Below are 24,364 nucleotides of genomic sequence, written 5' to 3'. Positions count from 1 at the left end.
CGTTTGCGCGGGAGTCCTGCCGCCCGCGCGGCGACAGCCTCGAGCCGAAGCCGTCCAGTTTTGCGCTTTTGTCTCAGTCTATTGATGCGGCGTTTCGGAATGGTCGGCTCGTATTGACGCAGCGCCACAGAGGTTGGCTATAGCGCCATCACCGCCGTCGGGGCCGATTATTGGTCTCGGCAAATATGCTAGCCGGCTTTGCGCTGGCCGGCGGCGGGACCAATTTTCAGCGTGATATCGGCGGGATACGTAATGGTGTCATATTGCCGGTACTGTGCATGGGGTTGTTTTTCCGATTTTGATGGGAGCTAGCCGGGCCGCCACGGCGTCACGGTCACCTCATGCGCCGCGTCGAGCACATACGGCGCGCCGGGTCTCATTCCGTGCGAAGCCAGCACCTCGTGCGGCGTCCGCTGGGGTACGCCGACGAAACAGCCTTCACCGCCGGGCAGGCGCACATGCGGGGCTTCCGACAGCCAGAACGTGTCGTAGCGATCCATGAATAGGTCGAACACGACGGGGCCGCCGATGACGGCGACCATGCCGGAGGCGACGTCGGCAAAGGCGCAGGCCTCCTCGAAGCTCGCATGTTCCGGATTCCACAGCGTCGCGTTCGGCAGCTCCGGATCGACGGTGAGCGCCTTGATCTTGCGGGTCAGGATCAGCCGCTTGCGATTCGGCGAGTTCGGCTGCTGCTCATGCGAGTTGCGGCCGTGCACGATCAGCGCGGCGCGGTCGAGCGCCTGCTCGAAGAACAGCTTGTCGCCCTCGAACTTCAGGCTGTCGGGCATGACGCGACCGGCGTCGGCAAGCATGCCGTCCGCCGAGACGATGACGTAGCCTTCGATACGGAAAGACAATGGCCGTCTATTCGGAAACGGTCGTCACCACGGAATTGACCGGGCGCTGGCTGACGGTCGGCAGCTTGATGTCCTTGCCCAGATCCTGGTCGTATTCCGGCAAGGAGGACGCCGGGAATTTGGCGCGCATCGCCACCACCTTGTAGCCGCCGGCCTTGAGGCGCTTGAGCAGCTCGGGCAGGGCTTCCGCAGTGTGCTTCTGGAAGTCGTGCATCAGGATGATGCCCTTGCCCCTGGTATCGAGCTTCTTCATCACGGTCTCGACCACCTTCTCAGGCTTGGAGGCCTTGAAGTCGAACGAGTCGATGTCGCAGGAGAAGATCGCGGTGTTGCGGTTGCCGAGATAGGTGACCATCTCCGGCGGATGCTGAAGTGCCGGGAAGCGGAAGAACGGCGAGGGCGAGATGCCGCCGAGCGCCCACTTCACCGCGGAAACGCCCTTCTCGATCTCTTCCTTGCGCTGTGCTTCGTTGAGCTTCTTGTTGTTGAGATTGGCGTGCGACCAGGTGTGGGTGCCGACGGTGTGGCCGGCGTTGTAGACCTGCTTCAGGATCTCCGGCTCGTAGGTCGCGTGCTTGCCGATGGTGAAGAAGATGCCGGTGGTGCATTCATCGGCGAGCGCCTTCAGCACTGCGGGCGTGTTGCGCGGCCATGGGCCGTCGTCGAAGGTCAGCACCACCTCCTTGTCGCGCAGGAAGTCGAGCTCCTTGAAGTGCTCGAAGCCGAAGCCCGGACCGCCCGTGGTGTCGATCTCGACGGTGCGGGCGACACCGAGCGCGCCCGGCGTGTTGCAGGCCGCGCGCGCCGGTTGCGGCGCCTGCTTGGGCGGAGGCGGATTGACGAAACCCGCCGGCGCGGCGCCTGCCGCGGGAGCCGCGGGCGGAGCGGCGGCCGCCGCTGCCGGCGTTGCCGCGGGAGCGGCTTGTGTCGCAGCTGCGGGCTTTGCCGGGGTCTGCGACCACGCCGCGCCGGTCATGGCCAAAGATATCGCGCTTGCCAAAATCAGTCCTGCCGCCACGCGCATGGTGTTGTCCTCGAGATTGATCCCGTTGTTCCGCCGCGGCTTTTCGCCACCGGCAAAACCATCCTGCCCCAAACCAATCCTAGCCTAGATGGTAGGCCATCGCCATTGCAACGGCTGTTTGGCATCTCGCCACGATTGTGCCCAGCCCGATTGGGCACGCCTCGCGTCAGCCGGCGGCCAGCGCTTTGGCAACGGCTGTTTTGATTCGCGTGTCGGTTGGTTCGACCGCCGAGGCAAACACGTCGGCGATATAGCCGTCGCGGCCGATCAGGTATTTGTGGAAGTTCCAACGCGGAACCTCCCGAGGCCTCGCCTCGGCGGCCCACTTGTAGAACGGATGCGCCTTGGTGCCGACCACGACAGCCTTGGCCGTGATCGGAAAGGTAACACCATATTGGTGATGCGCGGTCGCCGCGATCTCGCCGGTACCGCCCGGCTCCTGGCCGCCGAAATCGTTGGAGGGCACGCCGATCACGGCGAGGCCGCGTTCGCGAAACTCGTTCCAGAGCTCCTGCAGGCCGGCATATTGCGGCGTGTAGCCACAGAGCGAGGCCGTGTTGACAACCAGCAACGGCTTACCGGTGAACGCGGCGAGACGGATGTCGTCGCCGGACAAAGCAGAGAAAGAAAAGGCATAGGCCGAGATTCGGCTCATGCCGCCATCGGCAAGCACACGCGTCGCCGGCGCGAGCACACCCGCCAGCGCCACGGTGAGCATGGTCCTGCGGTTCACCATGACGGCGTCCCCCGAAATGATCCGAGGGGCATGTTACTCCGCGACAGCGCCCCGCCTCGTCAACACCGCGTTATCGGACGCGGTGAGACACTAGAGCGGAGTGGCTTAAGGTTGAACCGATTGCCGCAGGGGCGTTCACCTCTCCCGCTTGCGGGAGAGGTCGGCGCGTCCGGGCGATGCGAAGCATCGTCCCGCGCGCCGGGAGAGGGCTTTCTCCTCTTGGGGATTGTCCCATTGAGGAGACACCCTCTCCCCAGCCCTCTCCCGCAAGCGGGAGAGGAAGTGCACCTCCGTCATCGCGGCAATCGAGCTTGATCCCATCATGCTTTAGTACAGGCGAACGATGAAGTCGGTGCCTTCGCCGGTCTCGCCCTGGTTGATGCCCTGGTCGGAGATGATGATGGAGCCGCCCGTTGTCAGCATCTCGTTGATCCTCGCCATGGTGTCGGCGGGGATCGAGATGCGGTCGAGGGCCTCGGCCGGGCTGTCAGGCGTGACCAAGGGCTTGGCGGTGACAGGCTTGGCGGCGACAGGGATCAGGGCAGCGCCACCCTTGCGGCGCGTGAGGCGGCTGTCGTCCTCGCGTGCCGCGGCACGGGCGGACACCGGCAGCGACACCACCGACCAACGCAGCGCATTGGAATCGGTCTTGTCGAGTTCGGCGGTGAAGATATGCGTGCCGAGCGGACGGTCGCTGGTGGCGATCGTGACCGGGACATCGAACAGCGGCGCAAAATTCTGCCGCACGTAGAGCTTGGAATCCTTGCGGCTGATGAAGACGGCGATCTGGCCGGCCCGCTTGGGTGCTTCCGGCTTCGCGGCCGGCGCCGGTTCGGCAAGGCGGCTCTCGTCCTTCTTGGCGTCGGACGAGGCGGCGATCGAAGGTGCCCGTGCGTCGGGTGTCTTAGCGGCGTTCGCGTTGGCCGGTTCGGATTTGGCCGGCTCGGCCTTGACGGCCTCGACCTTGTCGGCGGGCTTGTCCTCGTTCGCCGACTTGGCGGCTCCGTCCGACTGAGGCTTGGCCGCATCGGATGCTTCGGCGGTCCTGACCTCCTCGGCCGGGGCGGCGACATCCTCGCGGACGGGCGCATTGCCGGTGGTCACATCCGACATCACGGTGTGGCCGACGGAGGCGCGCAGCTCGAGCACGGCGTCGGCGCTGGCGGTCTTGGTTTCGGTCGGTTTGGCTTCGGCGGCTTTGGTTGGCGCCGCGCCCTTGTCGGCCTTGTCGCCGGCATTGGTCTGCGGCTCGAGGCTGGCGGCGGGCTGCGGCGGCACGCGCGCGGAGGCGAGCAGGGGATGGGAGAAGCTGTGCGGCGATATCTCTCCGGGCGCGACGATGACGCGCGCGCCCATCCTGGTCCAATTCCACATCTTCATCGCGAACGACATCGGCATGCGGATACAGCCATGCGAAGCCGGATAGCCCGGCAATACGCCGGCATGCATGGCGACGCCGGACCAGGTGATCCGCTGCATGTACGGCATCGGCGCGCCGCTATAGATGTTGGAATGGTGGAACTTGTGCTTCTGGATGACGCTGAACACACCCATCGGCGTGGAATGGCCCTTCATGCCTGTCGACACCGGAGATTCCGCGAACACGCCATTGGTGTCGTAGACCGTGACCTTCTGCCGGTCGATCGAGACGACGATGACCAGCGGCCCTTGCGGCTTGGTGCCGGCTTCCTTCTCGGCGACGACCGCCTTCTTGCCGGTCGCGCTGCGCTTCTGCGGCTTCTGGCGCGGTATCTCGGGACGCCGGTCCTGCCGGGGGTAATAGGATCCGTCGGAATAATCCGTCCAATAATAGAATGCTGCGTTTGCCGGGCTGGTCGCGCCGATCGCACCCGCCGCCGTCAAAATGGCGACCTGCCAGAGCCGCGCCGGCTTGGCGGAAAAACCCGACCCGTTCACGCTGTTCATCCTCGAATCCATAATCCAAATCAAACGTTAGTCTCGCAAAGGGACTACGCGTTCACTAGCAGGGTGGTTCTGCCGTCGCCTACTTTTGTTCAAGACGTAGCAAAAAAGCCTCACAGAGCGGTAAACGGCGGCCACCCCCGGCTGCGCGTCGTCTTCCTGTCGGGCTGACGCGCTCCTACATTGCGAGGACTTGTTAGCGGAGAACTTCATGTCATCTCGTTTCCCTGGTCTTGCCGGCATCCGCCTGAAAGGCCTCGCCTTATTCCTCCTGGCCTTGGCTGTGCCGGCAGCGTCGGTCCAGGCTGCCGACGAGCCAGATCTGATCTTCCGCCGCTCCACCGTGTTCAAATGGATGAGCCCGAACGACAAGCTTGCGACCTATGGTCTCGACGATCCCGAGGTCGAGGGTGTCGCCTGTCATTTCACGGTGCCGGAGAAGGGTGGCTTCAAGGGCTGGCTGGGCCTTGCCGAGGAGGTCTCGGACATCTCGCTGGCCTGCCGTCAGGTCGGCCCGATCAAGTTCAAGAACAAGATGGAGCAGGGCGACGACATGTTCCGCCGGCGCCGCTCGCTGTTCTTCAAGAAGATGCAGATCGTGCGCGGCTGCGACACCAAGCGCAACGTGCTGGTCTACATGGTCTATTCGGACAGGCTGATCGAGGGTTCGCCGAAGAATTCGACCTCGACGGTGCCGATCATGCCGTGGGGAGCGGCAGACGCAAACGTTCAGAAGTGCGGCGAGTTCTTCACGGATTGACGCGCTTGGCGAGATGCGAGCCGGTCAGCCGCGCGAAGGCTTGCGGCGTGGCCTCAAAGCCGCGGCCGGACTGCAGCGACATCGCGCCGGCCGAGGCGACGCGGCTGGGGCGTTGATCGCCGCCGTCGCTCCGTTGGTCCGCCTCGCGCGGCGTTGCGCGATCTTGCCCCATCATGATGGCCATCCCTCAGCTGAACGCGCCCGGTGATCCCGGGCGTCTCGGTTTCGATGGCTTGGGTCGCAGCCGATGCGCCCCCGGTTCGACGGGACCCAGCCTTCGTTCGTCCCTCTTCAACAGAAAAACGTAAAATGCGTGTGAAGCGGGCAAGGCGGAACCGTGACGACGCCGACGCAAGGGGTGCTCGCAAACCGCATGCGGAACCTGTCAGGCCGCTTAGAGTTCCGGCGCGAGCTGACTGAAATAATTGGCGGATTTCGAGAATTGTGTCGTCGCCTCGGACCCGACGAAACAATTCTCACGCAGGATGAAACCATTTTGCGCTTTCGGCGCATCACGCGCGAAACCGCCCATGGTTATCAACTCGACAACGACGAACGGCGCACCGCCGGCCACGGAATTCGGAGACCACACCATGCGCGCGTTCAGCTTCATCCTTGCTTTCGCTTTCGTGGTTGCCGGGTCCTCGTTCGCGGGCGCGCCGGACGGCAGTCTCCCGGGTATCGGCACCTTCCAGTACAGCGGCTCGCCGGTGAGCACCGCGACGTCGCAGCCGATCTTGGTTGCCGCGCGCTTCTGATCGACAATAAGAAATCAGCCGGTAAGGCCGTCATGCTCGTTCGATTTTGCGCCGCTGCGTTCGTCTCCATTCTGACGATCGGCGCCGCTCAGGCGCAGGTGCGCGCCCCCTCCAGATTACCGGATCCCCGCACTGAGTTCGTGCGTCAATGCGCGCCGCGGATGCTTGGGCGGTGGGAACATCCTGAGGAAGTCTGCGGCTGCCTGCACGATCACGCCGCGGCGGCCGTCGAGGACCGCGATCTGCGCGAAGCGCTGTTGCGCGGCATCAGCGAAACCGGCGTGCCCACCATCGAGACCGACTGGGTGCCGGCTTCCAAGCAAAGCGAAATCGGCCCGACCTTCACCAAGATCGCCAAGCCGACCTTGCAATGCATGTTCGATCCGGCGAAGTAGCAGCTATTTCGTCTTCGGACCGTATCGCGGCACACAGGTGCTGGTGCGCGCGACGCCCTTGTCCGTCATCCTCGCTCCACGCACTTCCTTGACCTGTCCGGCGGGACAGGTTCCGTCATCCACCTGCACGCGCTGACCCAGCTTGAGATCGACGATGTCCTGCTCGCGTCCAACCGAGCCGGCATGTGCCGTCGCGACAAGCACGATGGAGATCAGGAACGAGAGGCGTAGCAGCATGGCGATAGGTCTCGGCGACGGTGCGGCAATGTAGGGACTGGCCGGCGATTCTCATAGTGAACGTTCGTCACGCGCGCCGAGCGGCTCTGGTTCCCGCGCGCAGGGCTGCGCGCGACTCCCGCGCGAGCCGTTCGGCGGAGGCTTTGAGCTGCGGAACCGCGTGGCCGGAAAACCCCAGCACGAAGCCGGGCAGAGGGCGCGCGCGCGAATAGGTGTCGGCCAAGAGCCAGCCTTCCGCGCCGCACGCCTGCTTGGCCCGCGCGGCCACCGACGGGTCGATCGATGGATCGAACCTGGCGACCAGATGCAGGCCTTGTGACGGCACCGGCACCGAGAGCACGCCATCGGAAGCGGCTTCCAGCGTTTCGGCCAGGACATCGCGCGCATCGCGATAGAGTTTTCGCACGCGCTTGAGGTTTGCGGCGAATGCGCCCGAGTTGAGCATGTCGGCGACCGCGCCTTCCATCAGCGTGCCGGGGAAGCGATCGAGCGCCGCGCGCGCAGCCGTCACGTCGGCGATGAGGCGCTCGGGCAGGGCGCAATAGCCGATGCGCAGGCCCGGAAACAGCGTCTTGGCGAAGGTGCCGAGGTAGATGACGCGCTGGAGACGGTCGATGCCGGCGAGCGACATCAGCGGTGCGCCGTCATAGCGAAACTCGCTGTCGTAATCGTCTTCCAGCACGAAGGCGCCGGCCTGCCTGGCCCAGTCCAAAAGCTCGAGCCGCCGCGGCATCGACATCTGCACGCCGAGCGGAAACTGGTGCGACGGCGTGATGTAGGCCGCGCGCGCGGACGGCGCCGTGGCACGGCCCTTGGCGATGCGCATGCCGTGCGCGTCGACGGGAACGGGCACGGCGCGATAGCCGCAATGCGCGATGGTCTTTCGCGCGGCGGGATAGCCGGGGTCTTCGCACCAGACCTGGTCGCCCGGCTTGAGGATCGCGCTCAGCACGATGCGCAGCGCGTGCAGAGTGCCTGACGTCAACATGATCTGATCGGGATCGCAGCGCAGCCCGCGCGCCGACAACAAATGATCGGCGATGGCGGCGCGCAGCTCGCGGCTGCCGCGGGGATCGCCGTAATGCAGATGTTCGGACCCGAAGGCGCGCATGCGCCGCCCGACGAAGGCGCGGAAGCGCTGCACGGCGCGGTCGTCGATATGGGTGCAGCCGAGCGCGAACGCACCTTGCCTGGGCGCTTCGACAACCGCCTTCGGCGTGCTCGGCGCGGCCGTGCGCGCTGGGATGCGCGCGGCGACGAAGGTGCCGGAGCCGACTTTGGCCTCGGCAAACCCGTCGGCGATCAGGCGCTCATAGGCGATGACGATAGCGTTGCGCCGAAAGCCCGTCTGCCTGGCCAGCGTGCGCGAGGGCGGCAGCGGCTCGCCAGGCTTGACGAGGCCGGAAACGATCATCTCGCACAAGGCCTGATAGAGCCGGTGCGCGGCGGAGGCGCCCGCCGTGATGTGGGGGCCGGCGAGGTCGAGCGGCAGCTCGGTCTTGGCCGGTGAGGGCAGGGAATTGGTCGGAATTTTTCGCATGGAATTGGAACTATCGCAGACCAAATGCGCCGCTACAACTATTCCCGATCTTTCCAATCCGATCAGGAGCGGCCGTGAGCCAGACCGAGACCTCGAATTCCTATCCGACATCGGCGCGCAACCAGGTGAAGCGCCGGCACGACCGCGGCTTCTACGATCACGACACGGTTCATCGCATCCTGGATTCCTCGATGCTCTGCCACGTCTCCTACGTGATCGACGGCCAGCCCTATTGCACCCCGACCTTCTTCTGGCGCGAGGGCACCAAGCTGTACTGGCACGGCTCGAGCGCCAGCCGGATGCTGCGCAATCAGACCAAAGGCGAGCGCGTGTGTCTCACCGTCGCCCATCTCGACAGCCTCGTGCTGGCGCGCTGTGGCTTCAACCATTCCGCCGACTACCGCGCGGTGATGGCATTCGGCACCGCCTATCTCGTCACCGATCCCGATGAGAAGGAGCGGGCGGTGATCGCCATGGTCGATCGCTTTTTCCCGGATCGCACCGCGAGCCTTCGGGCCAGCACCACCCAGGAGATCAAGGCGACGTCCTTCATCGCGATGGAGATCGAGGAAGCCTCGGCCAAGATACGCGCCAAGGGTGTTGCTGACGACGACGAGGACTATGCGTTGCCGATCTATGCCGAGCGCATTCCGGTGCGCACGGTGCTCGGCGCGCCGGAGCCGTGTCCGCGCCTGCTCGACGGCGTCAGCCGGCCTGCGACGCTGGACGGCTATTCGGAGGGGCGACTGCTCGAAGATGCATTGCGGGATGCATATTTTGTGGAGTACCCGAACGGCTGAAATCGGCTAGCTTGCGCACTCCCTGGGACCCTTGGAATGCCTGGAGTTGCCTGATGAATGCCGAAACGCAGCAGAGGATTCTCGACGCCGTCGATGCCGGCTTCGAGGACCAGCTTGCCACCACACGCGATTTCGTCGCGATCCCTTCGACCCGTGGGGCGGAGGGGCCGTGCCAGGACATGATCGGCGACCTCCTGCGCGAGCGCGGCTACGAGGTCGACGATTGGCACATCGACGTCAACGATCTCAAGGATCTGCGCGGCTTCGGCCCGATCGAGCATGATTTCTCCAAGGCGCGTTCGGTGGTGGGGACCTACCGTCCGCAAACGAACGGCGGCAAATCGCTGATCCTGCAGGGCCATTGTGACGTGGTGCCCGCTGGCCCGCTGGAATTGTGGGACACGCCGCCGTTCTCGCCCGTCATCAGGGACGGCAAGATGTTCGGCCGCGGCGCCTGCGACATGAAGTCGGGCACCATCGGCGCGCTCTATGCGCTGGATGCGATCAAGGCTGCGGGCTTCAAGCCGACGGCTCGGATCCACTTCCAATCTGTCATCGAAGAGGAGAGCACCGGCGTCGGCGCACTCTCGACCTTGCAGCGCGGCTACCGCGCCGATGCCTGCTTCATTCCGGAGCCGACCGGCGGCAAGATGGTGCGCTCGCAGGTCGGCGTGATCTGGTTTCGCCTGCGCGTCAAGGGGCATCCGACTCACGTGGCGTTCGCCGGCTCCGGCGCCAATGCGATCATGGCCGCCTATCATTTGATCCAGGCGTTGCAAAAGCTCGAGATCGAGTGGAACGAGCGCGCCAAGGCCGACAGGCACTTCAAGACGCTCAACCATCCCATCAACTTCAATCCCGGCATCATCAAGGGCGGCGACTGGGCCTCCAGCGTGCCGGCCTGGTGCGACGTCGACTGCCGGATCGCGGTTCTGCCGGGCTGGTCGATCGCCGATCACCAGAAGGAGATCATGGCCTGCGTCGCGGCCGCGGCGCGCAACCACCGCTTCCTCGCCAACAATCCGCCTGAGATCGAATGGTCGGGCTTCCTGTCGGAAGGCTATGAGCTGACCGACGCCGCCGCGCCGGAAGCTGCATTCGCCAAGGCGTTCGGCAAGGTCTATGGCGGCGTGCCGGAGGATCTCGTCTTCACCGCGCTCACCGACACCCGCTTCTATGGCCTCAACCACGGCATCCCCAGCCTCTGCTTCGGCGCCGGCGGCGGCGAAATGCACGGCTTCAACGAATTCGTCGATCTGGAGTCGCTGAAGAAGACGACCAAGGCGATGGCGCTGTTCATCGCGGAATGGTGCGGGCTGGAGAAGGCTTAGCGCCGCCTCAGTCGCAGCTCTCGCAGGGTGGGCAAAGGCGCGTTAGCGCCGTGCCCACGAGGTGTCTCGAACATGACCAAATGCGTGGGCACGCTGCGCTTTGCCCGCCCTACGATATCTCGGCTGGAATCCTTTAAGCTTAAAATAAAGACTAGGATGCGGCCCTGACCGGTGGCAGACTGACGCCTGATCGCAGAGCCCGAGTCCGAGGAGTGACAATGCGCGATTGGGATGATGCTTACGCCAATTCGGCCCATATCCCGGGATCGGACAAGATGCCGGCGCAATGGGCGGAGCGGGCGGCGGCCTACCGGGCCGGGCTGAAGAATTTTCGCGCTGATATCGCCTATGGCGCCGCTGAGCGCCAGAAGCTCGACCTGGTCCTGCCCGACGCCGACAGCAAGGGCCTCGTCATCTTCGTGCACGGCGGCTACTGGATGCGCTTCGACAAGTCGGCCTGGACCGATCTGGCCGAAGGCGCACGCCTTCACGGCTGGACGGTAGCGTTGCCGAGCTACACGCTGACACCGGCCGCGCGCATCTCCGACATCACTGCCGAGATCTCCGCCGCGATCGCGAAAGCGGCTTCTCTCGTCGCAGGACCGATCCGGCTTGCCGGCCATTCCGCCGGCGGCCACCTCGTCACGCGCATGCTGTGCGACGACAGCCGGCTGGAGCCCGCCGTCTTCAACCGTATCGCCGGCACGCTCTCGATCAGCGGCCTGCACGACCTGCGGCCACTGCTGAAGACCAAAATGAATGACACGCTGCGCATGACGATGGAGGAGGCGGCGCTCGAAAGCGCGGCGCTGCATCTGCCGCGCGGGCATTCGCCCGTGACCGCCTGGGTCGGTGGCGGCGAGCGGCCCGAATTCATTCGCCAGTCCGATCTGATGGCCAATATCTGGACCGGTTTCGATGTGCAGACCCGTCTCGTCGTCGATCCCGGGCTGAACCATTTTACCGTGATCGACGGATTGAAGGATCCGGCCTCGCCGATCACCGCGCGCCTGATCGGCCTCGACTGAGCAAGGCTGGGAAGATCGATCGAAAGGGCCTGCCCATGACGTCCAGCGATTATGATCCCACTAGCGAAGGCGCCGAGACCGATTTCGCCCGGCGCATGTCCTACGGCGACTATCTGGCGCTGGACGCGATCCTCGGCGCGCAACATCCGCTGTCTGAAGCGCATGACGAGATGCTGTTCATCATCCAGCATCAGACCACCGAGCTGTGGATGCGCCTCGCCATCCACGAGCTCAGTGCCGCGCGCCGGGCCATCGCCAGAGACGACGTTTCGCCCGCCATGAAGATGCTGGCGCGGATGTCGCGCATCTTCGAGCAGCTCAACAACGCCTGGGATGTCTTGCGCACGATGACGCCGAGCGAGTACACGCGCTTCCGCTCGCAGCTCGGTCAGTCCTCGGGCTTCCAGTCGCGCCAGTACCGACTGATCGAATTCCTGCTCGGCAACCGCAACCACGCCATGCTGAAGCCGCACGCGCACGATCCGGAGACGACGAAGCTGCTGGAGGCCGAGCTTGCGACCCCAAGCCTCTATGACGAGGTGCTCAGGCTCGCCGACCGCAACGGGCTCAAGATGCCGGCGGCTGTATTGGCGCGCGATGTGCGCGAGACCCACAGCTTCAACGAGGGCGTGCTGCAGGCCTGGCGCGTCGTCTACGAGGCGCCGGAGACGCATTGGATGCTCTACGAGCTCGCCGAAAAACTGGTCGACTTCGAGGATTATTTCCGCCGCTGGCGCTTCAACCATGTGACCACGGTCGAGCGCGTCATCGGCTTCAAGCGCGGCACCGGCGGCACCGGTGGTGTCAGCTATCTCAAGCGCATGCTGGAGGTGGAGCTGTTCCCCGAGCTCTGGCGCGTCCGCACCATTCTGTAGAAATGCCCATGACCAGATATCGCGTCTATGACGATACCAAAGCTCTGTTCGATCTGCCTGACGGCGTCGTCTATCTCGACGGCAACTCGCTCGGTGCGCTGCCATCGGGCGTTGCCGAACGGGTCAACCGCGTCATCACGAAGGAGTGGGGCGTTGAGCTGATCCGCGCCTGGAACACCGCGGGCTGGTACGTCCAGCCGCGCCAGCTCGGCGACCGCATCGCACGGCTGATCGGTGCGGCAGCCGGCTCGGTGATGGTCGGCGACACGCTGTCGCTCAAGGTTTACCAGGCGCTCGCCGCCGCGCTGGACATGAATCCGTCTCGCAAGACCGTCCTGTCGGACACCGGCAATTTCCCGACCGACCTCTACATGGCCGAAGGCCTGATCGCGACGCTCGGACGGGGCCATCAATTGCGTCTGGTCGCGCCGGAGGAAATCGAGGCGTCGTTGTCGGAGGAGATCGCGGTGCTCTACATCACCGAGGTCGATTACCGCACCGGCCGCCGCCACGACATGGCGGATCTGACCGCGAAGGCGCATGCGCTCGGCATCGTCACGGTCTGGGATCTCGCGCATTCCGCCGGCGCATTGCCGGTCGATCTCGCCGGGACCGGCGCCGATTTCGCGGCGGGGTGCACTTACAAATATCTGAACGCCGGGCCCGGCGCGCCGGCCTTCCTCTACGTTGCGCCGCGCCACGCCGACCACGCGCGCGCGGCGCTGTCGGGGTGGATGGGGCACGCCAAGCCGTTTGCGTTCGAGCTTGCCTATGCGGCCGCCGGCGGTGTCGAGCGTATGCGCGTCGGCACGCCACCGGTGCTGGCGATGGCGGCGCTGGAGGCCTCGCTCGATATCTGGGACCGCGTCGATATCGCTGACGTCCGCACACGCTCGCTGGCGCTCGGCGACTTGCTGATCGCCGAAGTCGAGCGCCGCTGTCCGTCCCTGAGGCTGATGACGCCGCGCGCGCATGATCACCGCGGCTCACAGGTCTCCTTCGCTTTCGACGGCGGTTACGCCGCCATGCAGGCGCTGATCGCCCGCGGCGTCATCGGCGATTTTCGCGCGCCTGACATCATGCGGTTCGGGATCACGCCGCTTTACATTGGCGAGCGCGAGATCATCCGGGCTGCCGAGATCATCGAGGAGGTCATCGCAGGCGAGGTGTGGCGGCGGCCGGAATATCAGGTCGTGAACGCGGTGACGTGAAAATCCATCACCGTCACCCTGAGGCGTGAGCTCGATGGCGCCGATGCGCCGCTGAGCGAGCCTCGAAGGGCGACGGCCCGGCGGCTTCGCGGCCGTTCATCCTTCGAGGCTTTCTGCACGGCGCTGCGCACCGCGCAACTCGCGCCTCAGGATGACGGAACCGAGAGAAGCCCATGCACTGTGCCGCCGATGTCAGCACGGCGATTACCTCGGACGTCATTGCTTTGCCGCGCGAAGCAATTCACGCTGAGACAACAACGAATTGGGAGAAGATCTGATGACGCCGCTCGAGAAACTTAAAGCGATGAAAATGCCGTTCGCCGAGCTCAAGGGCGTCGAGTTCGTCGAGGCCGGGAAGGACCGCGTGGTGGCGCGGATGACGGTCCGCCCCGATCTCTGCACGCTGCACCACACCATCCATGGCGGGGCGGTGATGGCGCTGGCCGATTCCGTTGGCGCGGCCGCGACTGTGATCAACCTGCCTGACGACGCCAAGGGTACGACCACGCTGGAGAGCAAGACCAATTTCATCGGTGGGGCCAAGGAGGGAACCACGGTGATCGCCACGGCGACCCCGGTCCATCGCGGCCGGCGGACCCAGGTCTGGACCACCCGGCTGGAGACCGAGGAGGGCAAGCTGGTGGCCGTGGTGACCCAGACCCAGCTGGTCCTGTAAGACTACGGGGCTTTGAATTCATTAACGAATTAGTCGTCTCCCGTGCCTTTAAGTTGGGCAGGTTCCTGTCTTGCAAAAGATGCTGCGATGCACAATATAGGGAGCCTAGGGATTCGAACGCCTCCTCGAGGGACACCAAGAGGAGTTTTGACGTGGTACTTCAAGAGACCGTCCGCACGGCTCCGGGCTATGTGCGGACCCTGATCCAGCAGGAAGAATTGCCGCTCCTGCGTGATCACCTGCTGAGGCTCGATGCCGCAAGCCGGCACGACCGTTTCAACGGTTATCTCGACGACAGCTTCATCGAGCGTTACGCCGCCCGCTGCGCCGAGGACGGCACCGTGATCGTTGCCTATATCGTCGACGGCGTGGTCCGCGGTGCGGCCGAGCTGCATCCGCCGGAAGATGAGGCCCTGCCTGAAGTCGCCTTCAGCGTGGAAGCCTCGGCGCGGCGCCAGGGTGTCGGCACCGCGTTGTTCCGCCGCCTGATCGCGGAGGCGCGCTGGAAAGGCTACAGGCGTCTGCGCATCACAACCGGTGCCGAGAATCACGCGATGCGGGCGCTCGCCAGGAAGTTCGGGGCGCATCTGGCTTTCCGCCAGGGCGAATCGACCGGCACGATCGATCTTGCCAAGACGCCCGAGGCAGAGCTTGCCGATCTCGCGGCTTCGCCCTTCACGGCCGGGCGCGCGCTTCTCAGCCTCAACTCGACCTGCTGGAAGATCATCTCCAGCATGTACGACAACCGCGCCGCCTGACTTCAAATCGCAGGCTGAATCAAAAAGCGGACCGGCATGGCCGGTCCGCTTTCGTATTTCGTAGATCGTGAAACGAACGCCTTAGGTGCCGGTACGCGTGCCGGTGCCGAAGCGGCGCACGGTGCGGCGTTCGACCACGACGGAGCGCTGTGCGCCCTGTTCGCCGGCGATCACGCGCGTCGCAGTGATGCGGCTGTTGGTGCGCGCCTGCTTCTTCACCTCGGCCTGCACGACATCGAGCGGCATCCCCATCAAGGCTGCGGCGATCTCGGCCTGCTGCCCCTGATCGTCGGTGATGCCGATGGCGGCGAAGATCGCCTCGTCCAGGGTGGGCGGATCGTGGCGGACGCGCCGCGTGCCATATTTGGTATTCCAGTCTGCGCTCATAACGGCCTCGTTTCGATGCCGGGGATACCTAGTGCCACCAATGTTGCATTGCAATATGAAATTGGTGTGGCATCTCAGCTATGCACCGGTCGGGTGTCATGACAGCGACGCAACAGCGGAATCGACCTCAATCCGTTGCTGTGGCCAGCGTTTCAGGGCGGCGTGTCCGGCCTCGGTGAGCCCGTAGATTCCCCGGTCGGCCCGTTCGAACCAGCCATACACATTGTTAAGCAAGATCTTGCCCGCATCAGGACAGCGTTCGCGCAATTCGCGCACGCGCCGCGGCCCGTCGGCGAGCGCCGAGGCGCAGGCCAGCGCTTGCTGCCGATAGGCCGTCATGATCGGCGCGCGGGTGCTGCCGCCGAGCACGGGATCGCCCTGGCGGCGCTGATGCTCGGCGACGAGGCGCGAGCGCACCTTCGGCTCGCGGCGCGGCGCTGCCGTCGGCGGCTTCACCAGCACCTCGACCTGGCCGCGATCGGTAACGCCGAGCATGCCGAAGCCGAGGCGGCGGCAGAGATTGCGATAGCGCGCATCGCTCTCGCGTCCCTTGCCTCGGGCCGACATCTTCGCCGCGATCCAGACCTCGTCACCGGCCGGCGCGCGGTCGACCGCCTGCAGGATCAGTTCGAGATTGAAGGCGAGCTTGAGCTCGCCGATCACCACGATCGGCGGATCGCCGGCGCTGAGGCCGACGAGATCGCAGCCGCCGATCTCGCCCTTCACGGTGAAGCCGAGTCCCTCGAGGAAGCGTTTGACGGGCAGGTAAAGGGCGGTTTCCAAAGGAAGGTCCCGGGTCGATGTTCGAACGGAGAATCAATTGCGCCAGTCTATCCCGGATCGGAGTTGAGCAGAGCGTTCAACCGACTAGCCGATCATAGTCCGCATGGGAACCGATCCAGAACCAGACGCACGTACCGTCAGTCTCGACTGCCAATGCGCGGTGCCGCAGGCCGACGCGAGCCGACCAGAATCGTCCGACCTTCTTGGAAATGCAGCGATGGGTGGCTGGGATCGCACTTCAAAAGGGCGAAATTGGCATCGGCCAACTTCTGAATATTGGCAGGCAAGGCTGCGTAGGCTTTCCAAAATCTTGGCGAAGCCGTGTGTCTCACAAGTCGCGCGTCTGCCCTGCGCGGTAAGCGTTTAACGCCTCCTCGGCGAACGCGTCGAGCCTTCCTGCCTGAGCGTCGCGCTCCAGGGCTTGATCAAAGCGCTGGGCTTCAAACTGTTCGAACCACGCGCGAAAGCGCGCAAGTTCGCTTGGCGTTAGCAGCTCTATCGCTTTCTCAATATCTTCGGTCGTCATGATCCAAATATAGCAATGTTGACTTGCCACGAAAAGATGCGTCCGACGCCCTCGACTTAGACCCGCCCGCCCACCGGGATCAACGCGCCGGTGACGCCGCTCGCGGCTTCGCTGGCGAGAAACAGAATGACCTCGGCGAGTTCCTGCGGCGTCACCCATCTGGAGAAGTCCGCCTTCGGCATGTCGGCGCGATTGGCCGCGGTGTCGATGATCGACGGCAGCACGGCGTTCACCGTGACCATTCCCTTCCACTCGGTGGCGAGCGCCTCGGTGAGCCGGTGCACGCCGGCTTTCGACGCCGCGTAAGGCCCCATGCCGGCGCCTGCCTGGAGCGCGCCCATGGCGCCGATATTGACGATGCGGCCAGCGCTGGACGCTGCGAGATGGGGCAGCGCCGCGCGCGAGGCGTTCAGCGCGGTGAGCACGTTGAGCGCATGCATGCGCTGCCACGTCTTGACGTCGCCGTCGCCGATGGTCTCGAAGGCGAAGCCGCCGGCGATGTTGATCAGCGCATCGAGCCGGCCGAGATGCTTGGCTGTCGCATCGACCGCCGTCCGCGCTTGCGCCGCGTCGGAGAGGTCGACGCCGCCGACCTCGATGCGGTCGGGCGTCGGGGGCACTTGCGAAGGCGCGTGGTCGATGCAGGCCACGCGCGCGCCGCGCGATCGAGCGATCTCCGCGACCACCTTGCCGAGCGCGCCGCGCGCGCCCGTCACGAGAACCACTTTTCCCTGCACGTTGCTCTCCGTCGTTACCCTTGCGCCCCGACATTGCGCGGGCCGAATTGGACTTGCAATGGCGGCGGCTTCAAGGCTGAATGAGTTCTGCAACCTTGAATAGCGTGAGGGCGTTGGCATGTCCGAAAGTCTGCCAGCCGTAGACATCCCGCAGGACATCATCGCGCTCAAATACCCGCTGCGACGCTTCTTTGACGCTCTGCGCGGAGAAGGTCCGGCTCGCATCGTGGCGATGGGATCATCCTCAACGGCGGGACGTGCGGATGTCGTGCCTTACCCCGCCCGCCTGGAGATGTATTTGAGGCAGCACTACGCCGGCCCCTTGCCGAAGCTTCGCATCGACGTCCTGAACCGCGGCAGGGGCGGAGAGGAGGCGCCGACAGAGCTCGATCGTTTCGACGCAGATATTTTCGCGGACCGGCCCGCGATGGTGCTTTGGCAGGTCGGCACCAACGCTGTCTTCCGCAAGAACGAGTTCAACTTTCAGCAGGTGCTGGACAGTATTGCCGAAGGCGTGCGCCGGCTGGGGCAGCATCCAATGGATGTTGTGTTGATTGATCCGCAATATGTCACCGCCATGCTCCGCGACGACAAAGCCGAGCTTTCGGAGCAGATGGTCTCGAAGATCCGGGAGATCGCGGAAGCTGCGAAGGTCAATGTGTTCCGACGTTGGGCCCTGATGCGGCATTGGCATGTGCAGAATGGCGTGCCATTCGACCAGATGCTCGATCCAACGGATCGACCCGACATGCTTCACCAGAGCGACTGGAGCACGCTTCAGGTCTCCAAAGCCCTGTGTCAGGCAATCACCGACGCTGTCCCGCCGGGGAGGTGGCTGATCGACCAAGCAACGTCGTGATCAGGCTTGCAGATAGCGCGCCTTCAGCGCGGCCCGCTCGGCTTCGCCGAGCTTGAGCCCGTCGCGCAGATAGGTTTCGAGATCGCCATACTCGCTGCCGACGGCCTCGAAGGCCGCAGCAAGATACGAGGTCTCGACGCTGCCGATGGCGTTGCGGACGTCCTCGGGCAGGTCCGTGCCGGCCGTCGCATCGCGCTTGTAGTGACGGTTGGTCAAGAGGTAATCCTCGGCGATGATGTCATCGGGCACGCCGAGCGCATGCAGGATCAGCGCGCTGGCAAAGCCGGTGCGGTCCTTGCCGGCGGTGCAGTGAATCACCAGCGGCGCACGGTCTTCCAGCAGATGGCCGAACAGGCTGCGAAAGCTGTGCGTGTGGTGGCGGACGTAGTTGCGATAGGACTCGCGCATCAGCTCGAGTGCCACCGGCGCGGTCAGTGTCCCCTTCGAGAGTTCAGCGCGCAGCGCAGCCACGACGGTCGGCTCGATCGGCAGCGAGTGCACATTGATCTCATTCACCACGCAGACGCCGGCCGCGCGCTCTTCAAGCCCGCGGAAATCGAATGCGCTTCGCACGCCCAGCGCGCGGACGATCTCGACATCGGCAGCGGTGAGCTGGCCGAGATGGTTGGAGCGGAAGATGTGCCGCCAGCGCGTGGTGCGGCCATCGGCGGTCGGATAACCACCGAGATCGCGAAAATTACTGGCGCCTTGCAGAGCCAGATGACGGGCAGGGGAGTCTCTCAGAGAAGAATCTTGCATGGGATCGACTTCGGTTACGGTTCCATTGGACGCACGAGGGGGCGTCCTTGAGATCCATTACAGGGGGCGATCATCGGCCGGCACAAGGCCATTCTTTTGCTGGCGGCTGGATCACGCTGACCATCGGAGTCCCGGCACCACCATGGTCAAGCATCCGAAGCGGCCGGCGACGGCCTGCGCCATAATCTGAACGGCGCGGATTCACCCGGGAATCAAAAAGGGCCGAAACATCGCTGTTTCGACCCTTTTTCAACTTCCGCCAGGCGTTTGTTCGAGCGCGGCGGTTTCACACCGAGCAAAGGCATCAGCGATCCCATTTCGGCTTGGCGTCGTCGACCGCGTCCTGGTGATACCAGCTGTCGCTGCAGATCGAGACGTTCGCGGGATGCGAGGCATGATCGGCAGGGAGGCGGGTCTCGCCATAGCGGCGTCCGGCGAGAGCTGCGCGGCCCCCGACCGGGAATTGGTAGATCGTTGCCGATCCGTGACTCAGACCATTGTTCATCATTGCGATTCTCCTTGGTCGAAGCGCATTGGCCTCCATGGTGCGCCCGACTCGTTCGATTGTGGTTACCGGAGTCCCCATATCGGCCGCGTCCCCTGGATTGGAAAGTGCTGAAAAGGAAATCAGTTGCCGCCCAATTTGTGGGCAGATGGAGGTCTGCTTCCCCTAAGGCAGCTTGCCGGAGGCCAACGCGGGGGCCATTCCAAAGGTTGCTGCGAAGGGGCGAGAGACTTTGCAAAAATTGCCGGCGGTTGATGCGCGTTTCATCGGCACCGTTCCGAGCCGCGCCGCCTGCTACAAAAACTGGCGGTTTCCGCGGCGTTTTTGCGTTGCGGCTTCACGCAGAGGTGCGCGGCTATGACGCATATCGCAGGAGGCGGTCTGCTCGCGGCGGGGAGTCCCCGATCGCGATGGAAACGTCCCGCACTGCGGCTTTTTGGCACGTAAAATGCTTGTTAGGGGCTGGCCGATGATGGCCGGGTACAAAACGTTCAGGGGCCTCCGGGCCCCCAAACCTTTCGCATCATCTACAGAGAGGCTCAATGACCAAGTATAAGCTCGAGTACATCTGGCTCGACGGATATACGCCGACTCCGAATTTGCGCGGCAAAACCCAGATCAAGGAATTCGCGTCGTTCCCGACGCTCGAGCAGCTTCCGCTCTGGGGCTTCGATGGTTCTTCCACCCAGCAGGCCGAAGGCCACAGCTCCGATTGCGTGCTGAAGCCGGTCGCCGTCTTCCCGGACGGGGCGCGCACCAACGGCGTGCTGGTGATGTGCGAAGTCATGATGCCCGACGGCAAGACCCCGCATCCCTCCAACAAGCGCGCCACCATCCTCGACGATTCCGGCGCATGGTTCGGCTTCGAGCAGGAATACTTCTTCTACAAGGACGGCCGTCCGCTCGGCTTCCCCGAGGCCGGCTATCCGGCGCCGCAGGGCCCGTACTACACCGGCGTCGGCTACAAGAACGTCGGCGACGTCGCCCGCAAGATCGTCGAAGAGCATCTCGACCTCTGCTTAGCTGCCGGCATCAACCATGAAGGCATCAACGCGGAAGTCGCCAAGGGTCAGTGGGAATTCCAGATCTTCGGCAAGGGCTCCAAGAAGGCCGCTGACGAAATGTGGATGGCCCGCTACCTGATGCTGCGCCTGACCGAGAAGTACGGCATCGACATCGAATTCCACTGCAAGCCGCTCGGCGACACCGACTGGAACGGCTCGGGCATGCATGCCAACTTCTCGACCGAGTACATGCGCACCGTGGGTGGCAAGGAATATTTCGAGGCGCTGATGGCCGCCTTCGACAAGAACCTGATGGACCACATCGCCGTCTACGGCCCGGACAACGACAAGCGTCTGACCGGCAAGCACGAGACCGCGCCGTGGAACAAGTTCAGCTACGGCGTTGCCGACCGCGGCGCCTCGATCCGCGTTCCGCACTCCTTCGTCAACAACGGCTATAAGGGCTATCTGGAAGACCGCCGTCCGAACTCGCAGGGCGACCCATACCAGATCGCTTCGCAGATCCTGAAGACGATCGCCTCCGTGCCGACCGATAAGAAGGCCGCGGCCTAAGTTCCTCCCGGCCCGGGCTGGGGGGCTGGCCCGGGTTGGTGCTCAATCCGCCGGAGCTGCAAGGCTCCGGCGGATTTTTTGCATTTGGATGACGGTCGTCCTGGTAATTGCCTGGCCCGGCCGCGCGACACTTGTCCATTGCCGCTGAAAGCGCGATAGAATGTCTTGGGATGCGCGCGAGGCCCGGGGACACGGTTGGTGTTTGAAGGCTTCTACAAGGTGAAATTTCAGCTCGGCGACGCCGTCGGCCGCAGCGTGATGCATGCCGGCAATGGCAAGATGCTCGGCGGCAATTCGGCCTTCGCCCATATCGGCACCTATGAGAAGACCGACAGCGGCGTCGATATCGTGATCAGCACCGTCCGCCATAATCCCGATCCGAATTACCGCGCCATGGCGGGCACTGACGACGCCACCTTGCTCGCCAAGGGCTGGGCGGATGGCGACCTCTATCGCTTCAAGGGCGAACTGAAGGAGCTGCCGGGCATTCCCTTCCAGTCGGTGATGACACCGATCACGGACGACGAGGTGCCGATTGCCGGTGGCATCGGCGAAGCCGGCATCGCCGATGGTCTCTATTCCATCCATCTGCGCATGCTCGACGGTCTCGACGGCGGCCTCACCGGCGTGATGCTGCTCAACCGGGGCCGCATCCTCGGTGGCGATGCCTCGTTCTACTATCTCGGCAGCTACACCGCCGCGAACGGCCGCTGGAAGGGCCAGATCCTCAACCAGGAGCACACGCCGGCCAAGGACGATCCGATCTTCGGCGGCCACGAGGTCGGCATCGGCTTCTCCGGTCGCTACGATGCGGAAGAGGCGGTGATGGAGGCGGCCGCGCTTGCCGGCAAGCGCAGCCTGCGCCTGACCGCCGCGCTCAAGCTGATGCACCGCGCCTGATCGTGACGGGAAGCGCACATGGAAAAAGTCCGCATGCTTTCGACGCTCGGCCTGATGGGCGCGATGCGGAGCCTGTCCTGCGCCTTCGAGGCTGAAACAGGCATCCATGTCGACGCGGACTTCGCGCCGACCCTGGCCCTGCTGAAGCGCTTGCGCGACGGCGAGGCCGCCGACCTCGTCATTCTCACGCGCGAGGGGCTGGACGAGGTGATCGCGGAGGGCCGCGCGCTTGCCGATGGCGCGGCCGATCTGGCGCGCTCCTATGTCGGCATCGCGGTGCGGGCCGGGCAGCCGCAACCCGACATCGGCAGCGAAACGGCGCTGCGCAAGTCGCTGCTCGCAGCGCGGTCCGTTGCCTATTCGCGGCTGGGCGCGAGCGGCGTCTACTTCGCCCAGCTGATCGTACGGATGGGCATCGCGGCCGAGATCAACGCCAGGGCCAGCATCGTGGAGCAGGGGTTCACGGCGCAGCGCCTCGTCAGCGGCGAGGCCGATCTTGCCGTGCAGCAGATCAGCGAGCTGAAGCAGGTCGAAGGCATCGAGGTGGTCGGCCCGATCCCGCACGAATTGCAGACGCCGGCGGTGTTCTCCGCCGGCCGCGTGGCGAATGCGAAACATGCGGAAGCCGCTGACCGGCTGCTGCGCTATCTGGCATCGCCTGATGTCGTGCCCGTGCTGCGCCAATCGGGACTCGAGCCTTGAATTTGCCGGAACGGGAACGCAACGTGGCGACCATGCGGACTTATCTCCTTGCCATGCTGTTCGCGCTCGCCGTGCCCCTGACGGCGCAGGCGCAATCGGCCGATCTCGTTCTGTGCGACCGGGTCGCCGCCGATCCCAGCGATCCCGACAAGCCGGCCGACGTGAGGGGCGTGGCGGAGATCGCGGCCTCCGACATTGCAACCGCGATCAGGTTCTGCAAGCAGGCCGCGCCATCCTCGCGGCGCGCGATGTTCGCGCTCGGCCGCGCCTATGCGGCCAACCGGCAGTCCGGCGAGGCGATGGCGGCCTGGCGCAAGGCCGCCGACAAGGGATCTAGCGCGGCCATGGTCGAACTCGGCGTCGCCTACGCCACCGGCGCCGGCGTTGCCAAGGACGAGGCACAAGCGCGAAAGCTGTTCGAGAAGGCGGCGCAGGCCGGCAATCCCCGTGGCGTCAGCAATCTCGCCGCGCTCGGCGGCGCAGGTGGCGCCGCGCCGGCCGATCCCGCGCAGGCGCGCGCGCTGCTCGGCAGGGCTGCCGAGACCAACGCGGAAGCGCAGTACCAGCTCGGCCTGATGCTCTCCGAAGGCACGGGTGGCGCGAAGGACGAGGTCGCGGCTCGTGCGCTGTTCGAGAAGGCGGCGGCACAAAACTATCCCGGCGCATTGGAGCGGATGGGTGCCTTCGCGCAGGAAGGCCGCGGCGGGCCCAAGGACAAGGACGCCGCGAAGGCCTATTACGAGCGTGCCGCGGCGCTCGGCGACGAGGACGCCAAGAAGGCGCTGGAGCGCATTCGCTGTCCCTATGCGATCAAGGACAAGCAGGGCAAGCTCGTCACCACGCTGTGCTTCTGAGCAGAGCCAGGACCCGGCGGAACCTGGCTCGCGCATACGTCGTTGACGTCAGGACAAGACGGAGCGCGATCATGATCCGCAAACTGGCATCGGGCGAATACCGCCTCTATTCACGCAAGGTGAATCCCAAGACTGGCAAGCGTCGCAATCTCGGCACCTTCAAGAGCCGTGCGGCGGCCGAGAAGCACGAGCGCGAGGTGCAGTATTTCAAGCGTCACTGACGCCAGATGAGCCTCGCGGCACCCAATAAACGCGAAAACAACCCCATGCACAGTAGCCAAGTCCTTGAAATCGTTGACTGCGGATTAGGCGAAATGGATGGCTGTCCAGGGCAAAGCAGGCATGACGTCCGGGAGCCGCTGAGACCCGCAACGCCCCTGCGGGCAAAAGCCCGGTGGCCGAGACGCGGCGGCAATGCTAGGTAGCCCGGAGCACTTTTCCGATTTGTGGGCTGACTGCGTTGCTGGACGGACTCTACAAGGTTGAATACGGCGTCAACGATGCGTTCGGCTGCAGCATCATGTGCCTGCATGACGGCAAGATGCTGGGCGGCAATTCGGGCTTTGCGCACCTTGGCACCTACGACGAGCGCGACGGCGAGATCGTCGCCGAGGTGATCACCGAGCGGCATAACCTCGATCCCAACTACAAGCCGCTGATGGGCGCGGACGTCGCCAGGATCGGGGCGCGAGGGCGGCTGATCGGCGATCAGATCCGCCTGCAGGGCGGCGCCGACTGAGCTGGTCCCGCAAATCTGAACAGCGCGATAAGTGGAGTTTCTGCCTGACGGCGGGCAAGATTGACCCGCGAATCAGGAGAGACGATGAGCAGACGAGCACGGCGGAACCACACTCCGGCTTTCA

29 protein-coding genes and 1 pseudogene are annotated in these 24,364 nt (G+C 64.6%); 16 read left to right on the top strand and 14 right to left on the bottom strand.

Annotated features, from left to right (window positions below; translation table 11 throughout):
- Window positions 1-308: 308 nt before the first annotated feature.
- The 4 genes from AC066S_RS27805 to AC066S_RS27790 form a co-directional block, all read right to left on the bottom strand.
- Window positions 309-860 (bottom strand): dihydrofolate reductase family protein, encoded by a 552-nt coding sequence (locus AC066S_RS27805; protein WP_164718705.1) that lies wholly within the window; start codon window positions 858-860, stop codon window positions 309-311.
- 7 nt (window positions 861-867) lie between these two features.
- Entirely contained in the window at window positions 868-1,884 is a 1,017-nt protein-coding gene (locus AC066S_RS27800) for a polysaccharide deacetylase family protein (protein ID WP_135169503.1), read from the bottom strand.
- Between the two features lie 166 nt (window positions 1,885-2,050).
- A complete protein-coding gene (locus AC066S_RS27795; RefSeq protein WP_478271111.1) occupies window positions 2,051-2,620 on the bottom strand; it encodes a glutathione peroxidase in 570 nt (189 codons plus the stop codon).
- Window positions 2,621-2,947: 327 nt separating this feature from the next.
- Window positions 2,948-4,546, bottom strand: a complete 1,599-nt coding sequence (locus AC066S_RS27790) for a L,D-transpeptidase (protein ID WP_478271110.1) — start codon at window positions 4,544-4,546, stop codon at window positions 2,948-2,950.
- 208 nt (window positions 4,547-4,754) lie between these two features.
- Here AC066S_RS27790 and AC066S_RS27785 point away from each other — a divergent pair, with 208 nt between their 5' ends.
- Window positions 4,755-5,303: a CreA family protein gene (locus AC066S_RS27785; RefSeq protein WP_126258409.1), complete on the top strand. Its 549-nt coding sequence runs from the start codon at window positions 4,755-4,757 to the stop codon at window positions 5,301-5,303.
- Here the strand turns inward: AC066S_RS27785 and AC066S_RS27780 are convergent.
- Complete coding sequence (locus AC066S_RS27780; protein ID WP_164718703.1) at window positions 5,293-5,478, bottom strand: hypothetical protein; 186 nt, start codon at window positions 5,476-5,478, stop codon at window positions 5,293-5,295. The genes AC066S_RS27785 and AC066S_RS27780 overlap by 11 nt on opposite strands.
- 615 nt (window positions 5,479-6,093) lie before the next feature.
- Between AC066S_RS27780 and AC066S_RS27775 the strand changes: the two genes are divergently transcribed.
- Window positions 6,094-6,456, top strand: coding sequence for a hypothetical protein (locus AC066S_RS27775; protein ID WP_126258406.1), 363 nt, complete (start codon window positions 6,094-6,096; stop codon window positions 6,454-6,456).
- A 3-nt stretch (window positions 6,457-6,459) separates the two neighbouring features.
- On the opposite strand, the gene AC066S_RS27770 is transcribed toward AC066S_RS27775, so the two are convergent.
- Complete coding sequence (locus tag AC066S_RS27770; RefSeq protein WP_126258405.1) at window positions 6,460-6,693, bottom strand: DUF6719 family protein; 234 nt, start codon at window positions 6,691-6,693, stop codon at window positions 6,460-6,462.
- 67 nt (window positions 6,694-6,760) lie between these two features.
- Window positions 6,761-8,233, bottom strand: coding sequence for a MocR-like pyridoxine biosynthesis transcription factor PdxR (gene pdxR, locus AC066S_RS27765; protein WP_478271109.1), 1,473 nt, complete (start codon window positions 8,231-8,233; stop codon window positions 6,761-6,763).
- 74 nt (window positions 8,234-8,307) lie between these two features.
- Here pdxR and AC066S_RS27760 point away from each other — a divergent pair, with 74 nt between their 5' ends.
- The 7 genes from AC066S_RS27760 (at window position 8,308) to AC066S_RS27730 (ending at window position 14,912) form a co-directional block, all read left to right on the top strand.
- The gene (locus AC066S_RS27760) at window positions 8,308-9,033 is read left to right on the top strand and encodes a pyridoxamine 5'-phosphate oxidase family protein (RefSeq protein WP_126258403.1); all 726 of its coding nucleotides are present in this window, start codon (window positions 8,308-8,310) and stop codon (window positions 9,031-9,033) included.
- Window positions 9,034-9,086: 53 nt separating this feature from the next.
- Complete coding sequence (locus AC066S_RS27755) at window positions 9,087-10,364, top strand: ArgE/DapE family deacylase (protein WP_478271108.1); 1,278 nt, start codon at window positions 9,087-9,089, stop codon at window positions 10,362-10,364.
- Between the two features lie 218 nt (window positions 10,365-10,582).
- Window positions 10,583-11,392: an alpha/beta hydrolase gene (locus AC066S_RS27750; RefSeq protein WP_126258401.1), complete on the top strand. Its 810-nt coding sequence runs from the start codon at window positions 10,583-10,585 to the stop codon at window positions 11,390-11,392.
- A 35-nt stretch (window positions 11,393-11,427) separates the two neighbouring features.
- A complete protein-coding gene (kynA, locus tag AC066S_RS27745) occupies window positions 11,428-12,267 on the top strand; it encodes a tryptophan 2,3-dioxygenase (RefSeq protein WP_126258400.1) in 840 nt (279 codons plus the stop codon).
- 8 nt (window positions 12,268-12,275) lie between these two features.
- A complete protein-coding gene (gene kynU, locus AC066S_RS27740) occupies window positions 12,276-13,478 on the top strand; it encodes a kynureninase (protein ID WP_478271107.1) in 1,203 nt (400 codons plus the stop codon).
- Between the two features lie 277 nt (window positions 13,479-13,755).
- Entirely contained in the window at window positions 13,756-14,154 is a 399-nt protein-coding gene (locus AC066S_RS27735; protein WP_478271106.1) for a PaaI family thioesterase, read from the top strand.
- Between the two features lie 152 nt (window positions 14,155-14,306).
- Window positions 14,307-14,912: a GNAT family N-acetyltransferase gene (locus tag AC066S_RS27730; protein ID WP_126258397.1), complete on the top strand. Its 606-nt coding sequence runs from the start codon at window positions 14,307-14,309 to the stop codon at window positions 14,910-14,912.
- 81 nt (window positions 14,913-14,993) lie between these two features.
- On the opposite strand, the gene AC066S_RS27725 is transcribed toward AC066S_RS27730, so the two are convergent.
- The 5 genes and pseudogenes from AC066S_RS27725 to AC066S_RS27705 all read right to left on the bottom strand — a co-directional run bounded on the left by AC066S_RS27725 (window position 14,994) and on the right by AC066S_RS27705 (window position 17,345).
- Entirely contained in the window at window positions 14,994-15,299 is a 306-nt protein-coding gene (locus AC066S_RS27725) for a hypothetical protein (protein WP_126258396.1), read from the bottom strand.
- Window positions 15,300-15,395: 96 nt separating this feature from the next.
- Entirely contained in the window at window positions 15,396-16,082 is a 687-nt protein-coding gene (locus AC066S_RS27720) for a DUF2161 domain-containing phosphodiesterase (RefSeq protein WP_478271105.1), read from the bottom strand.
- Window positions 16,083-16,158: 76 nt separating this feature from the next.
- A pseudogene (locus AC066S_RS27715) lies at window positions 16,159-16,414 on the bottom strand (hypothetical protein).
- A complete protein-coding gene (locus AC066S_RS27710; protein WP_126258393.1) occupies window positions 16,411-16,608 on the bottom strand; it encodes a hypothetical protein in 198 nt (65 codons plus the stop codon). The pseudogene AC066S_RS27715 and the gene AC066S_RS27710 overlap by 4 nt, the downstream one beginning before the upstream one ends.
- A 56-nt stretch (window positions 16,609-16,664) precedes the next feature.
- Window positions 16,665-17,345: an SDR family oxidoreductase gene (locus AC066S_RS27705; protein WP_478271104.1), complete on the bottom strand. Its 681-nt coding sequence runs from the start codon at window positions 17,343-17,345 to the stop codon at window positions 16,665-16,667.
- A 118-nt stretch (window positions 17,346-17,463) separates the two neighbouring features.
- Between AC066S_RS27705 and AC066S_RS27700 the strand changes: the two genes are divergently transcribed.
- Window positions 17,464-18,204 carry an SGNH/GDSL hydrolase family protein gene (locus AC066S_RS27700; RefSeq protein ID WP_478271103.1) on the top strand — a complete coding sequence of 247 codons (741 nt, stop codon included), beginning with the start codon at window positions 17,464-17,466 and terminating at the stop codon, window positions 18,202-18,204.
- Here the strand turns inward: AC066S_RS27700 and AC066S_RS27695 are convergent, their stop codons facing one another.
- Window positions 18,205-18,948 carry a tyrosine-protein phosphatase gene (locus tag AC066S_RS27695; RefSeq protein WP_126258712.1) on the bottom strand — a complete coding sequence of 248 codons (744 nt, stop codon included), beginning with the start codon at window positions 18,946-18,948 and terminating at the stop codon, window positions 18,205-18,207.
- 319 nt (window positions 18,949-19,267) lie between these two features.
- Window positions 19,268-19,471 (bottom strand): DUF2735 domain-containing protein, encoded by a 204-nt coding sequence (locus AC066S_RS27690; RefSeq protein ID WP_028136764.1) that lies wholly within the window; start codon window positions 19,469-19,471, stop codon window positions 19,268-19,270.
- A 539-nt stretch (window positions 19,472-20,010) separates the two neighbouring features.
- Between AC066S_RS27690 and AC066S_RS27685 the strand changes: the two genes are divergently transcribed.
- The 6 genes from AC066S_RS27685 (at window position 20,011) to AC066S_RS27660 (ending at window position 24,240) form a co-directional block, all read left to right on the top strand.
- On the top strand, window positions 20,011-21,045 hold the full coding sequence (locus AC066S_RS27685) for a glutamine synthetase beta-grasp domain-containing protein (protein WP_126258389.1): 1,035 nt from the start codon (window positions 20,011-20,013) through the stop codon (window positions 21,043-21,045).
- A gap of 198 nt (window positions 21,046-21,243) precedes the next feature.
- Complete coding sequence (locus AC066S_RS27680) at window positions 21,244-21,945, top strand: GrlR family regulatory protein (RefSeq protein WP_126258388.1); 702 nt, start codon at window positions 21,244-21,246, stop codon at window positions 21,943-21,945.
- Between the two features lie 18 nt (window positions 21,946-21,963).
- Entirely contained in the window at window positions 21,964-22,647 is a 684-nt protein-coding gene (locus AC066S_RS27675) for a substrate-binding domain-containing protein (protein ID WP_478271102.1), read from the top strand.
- A 32-nt stretch (window positions 22,648-22,679) separates the two neighbouring features.
- On the top strand, window positions 22,680-23,501 hold the full coding sequence (locus tag AC066S_RS27670) for a tetratricopeptide repeat protein (protein ID WP_478271179.1): 822 nt from the start codon (window positions 22,680-22,682) through the stop codon (window positions 23,499-23,501).
- Window positions 23,502-23,572: 71 nt separating this feature from the next.
- Window positions 23,573-23,722 (top strand): hypothetical protein, encoded by a 150-nt coding sequence (locus tag AC066S_RS27665; protein WP_007609497.1) that lies wholly within the window; start codon window positions 23,573-23,575, stop codon window positions 23,720-23,722.
- Window positions 23,723-23,961: 239 nt separating this feature from the next.
- Complete coding sequence (locus AC066S_RS27660; protein ID WP_478271101.1) at window positions 23,962-24,240, top strand: hypothetical protein; 279 nt, start codon at window positions 23,962-23,964, stop codon at window positions 24,238-24,240.
- The last annotated feature ends 124 nt before the right edge of the window (window positions 24,241-24,364 follow it).

Source organism: Bradyrhizobium sp. CFUWI, from assembly GCF_056429085.1.
Note: the sequence above shows the minus strand (reverse complement) of the source record. Positions and strands in the feature narration are given on the sequence as shown.

Excerpts from the sequence above, each read along its gene's own strand:
- AC066S_RS27800 (WP_135169503.1), bottom strand. The coding sequence starts at position 1,884 with ATGCGCGTGGCGGCAGGACTGATTTTGGCAAGCGCGATATCTTTGGCC.
- AC066S_RS27795 (WP_478271111.1), bottom strand. The coding sequence starts at position 2,620 with ATGGTGAACCGCAGGACCATGCTCACCGTGGCGCTGGCGGGTGTGCTC.
- AC066S_RS27790 (WP_478271110.1), bottom strand. The coding sequence starts at position 4,546 with ATGAACAGCGTGAACGGGTCGGGTTTTTCCGCCAAGCCGGCGCGGCTC.
- AC066S_RS27785 (WP_126258409.1), top strand. The coding sequence starts at position 4,755 with ATGTCATCTCGTTTCCCTGGTCTTGCCGGCATCCGCCTGAAAGGCCTC.
- AC066S_RS27780 (WP_164718703.1), bottom strand. The coding sequence starts at position 5,478 with ATGATGGGGCAAGATCGCGCAACGCCGCGCGAGGCGGACCAACGGAGC.
- AC066S_RS27775 (WP_126258406.1), top strand. The coding sequence starts at position 6,094 with ATGCTCGTTCGATTTTGCGCCGCTGCGTTCGTCTCCATTCTGACGATC.
- AC066S_RS27770 (WP_126258405.1), bottom strand. The coding sequence starts at position 6,693 with ATGCTGCTACGCCTCTCGTTCCTGATCTCCATCGTGCTTGTCGCGACG.
- pdxR (WP_478271109.1), bottom strand. The coding sequence starts at position 8,233 with ATGCGAAAAATTCCGACCAATTCCCTGCCCTCACCGGCCAAGACCGAG.
- AC066S_RS27755 (WP_478271108.1), top strand. The coding sequence starts at position 9,087 with ATGAATGCCGAAACGCAGCAGAGGATTCTCGACGCCGTCGATGCCGGC.
- AC066S_RS27750 (WP_126258401.1), top strand. The coding sequence starts at position 10,583 with ATGCGCGATTGGGATGATGCTTACGCCAATTCGGCCCATATCCCGGGA.
- kynA (WP_126258400.1), top strand. The coding sequence starts at position 11,428 with ATGACGTCCAGCGATTATGATCCCACTAGCGAAGGCGCCGAGACCGAT.
- kynU (WP_478271107.1), top strand. The coding sequence starts at position 12,276 with ATGACCAGATATCGCGTCTATGACGATACCAAAGCTCTGTTCGATCTG.
- AC066S_RS27735 (WP_478271106.1), top strand. The coding sequence starts at position 13,756 with ATGACGCCGCTCGAGAAACTTAAAGCGATGAAAATGCCGTTCGCCGAG.
- AC066S_RS27725 (WP_126258396.1), bottom strand. The coding sequence starts at position 15,299 with ATGAGCGCAGACTGGAATACCAAATATGGCACGCGGCGCGTCCGCCAC.
- AC066S_RS27710 (WP_126258393.1), bottom strand. The coding sequence starts at position 16,608 with ATGACGACCGAAGATATTGAGAAAGCGATAGAGCTGCTAACGCCAAGC.
- AC066S_RS27700 (WP_478271103.1), top strand. The coding sequence starts at position 17,464 with ATGTCCGAAAGTCTGCCAGCCGTAGACATCCCGCAGGACATCATCGCG.
- AC066S_RS27690 (WP_028136764.1), bottom strand. The coding sequence starts at position 19,471 with ATGATGAACAATGGTCTGAGTCACGGATCGGCAACGATCTACCAATTC.
- AC066S_RS27685 (WP_126258389.1), top strand. The coding sequence starts at position 20,011 with ATGACCAAGTATAAGCTCGAGTACATCTGGCTCGACGGATATACGCCG.
- AC066S_RS27675 (WP_478271102.1), top strand. The coding sequence starts at position 21,964 with ATGGAAAAAGTCCGCATGCTTTCGACGCTCGGCCTGATGGGCGCGATG.
- AC066S_RS27670 (WP_478271179.1), top strand. The coding sequence starts at position 22,680 with ATGCGGACTTATCTCCTTGCCATGCTGTTCGCGCTCGCCGTGCCCCTG.
- AC066S_RS27665 (WP_007609497.1), top strand. The coding sequence starts at position 23,573 with ATGATCCGCAAACTGGCATCGGGCGAATACCGCCTCTATTCACGCAAG.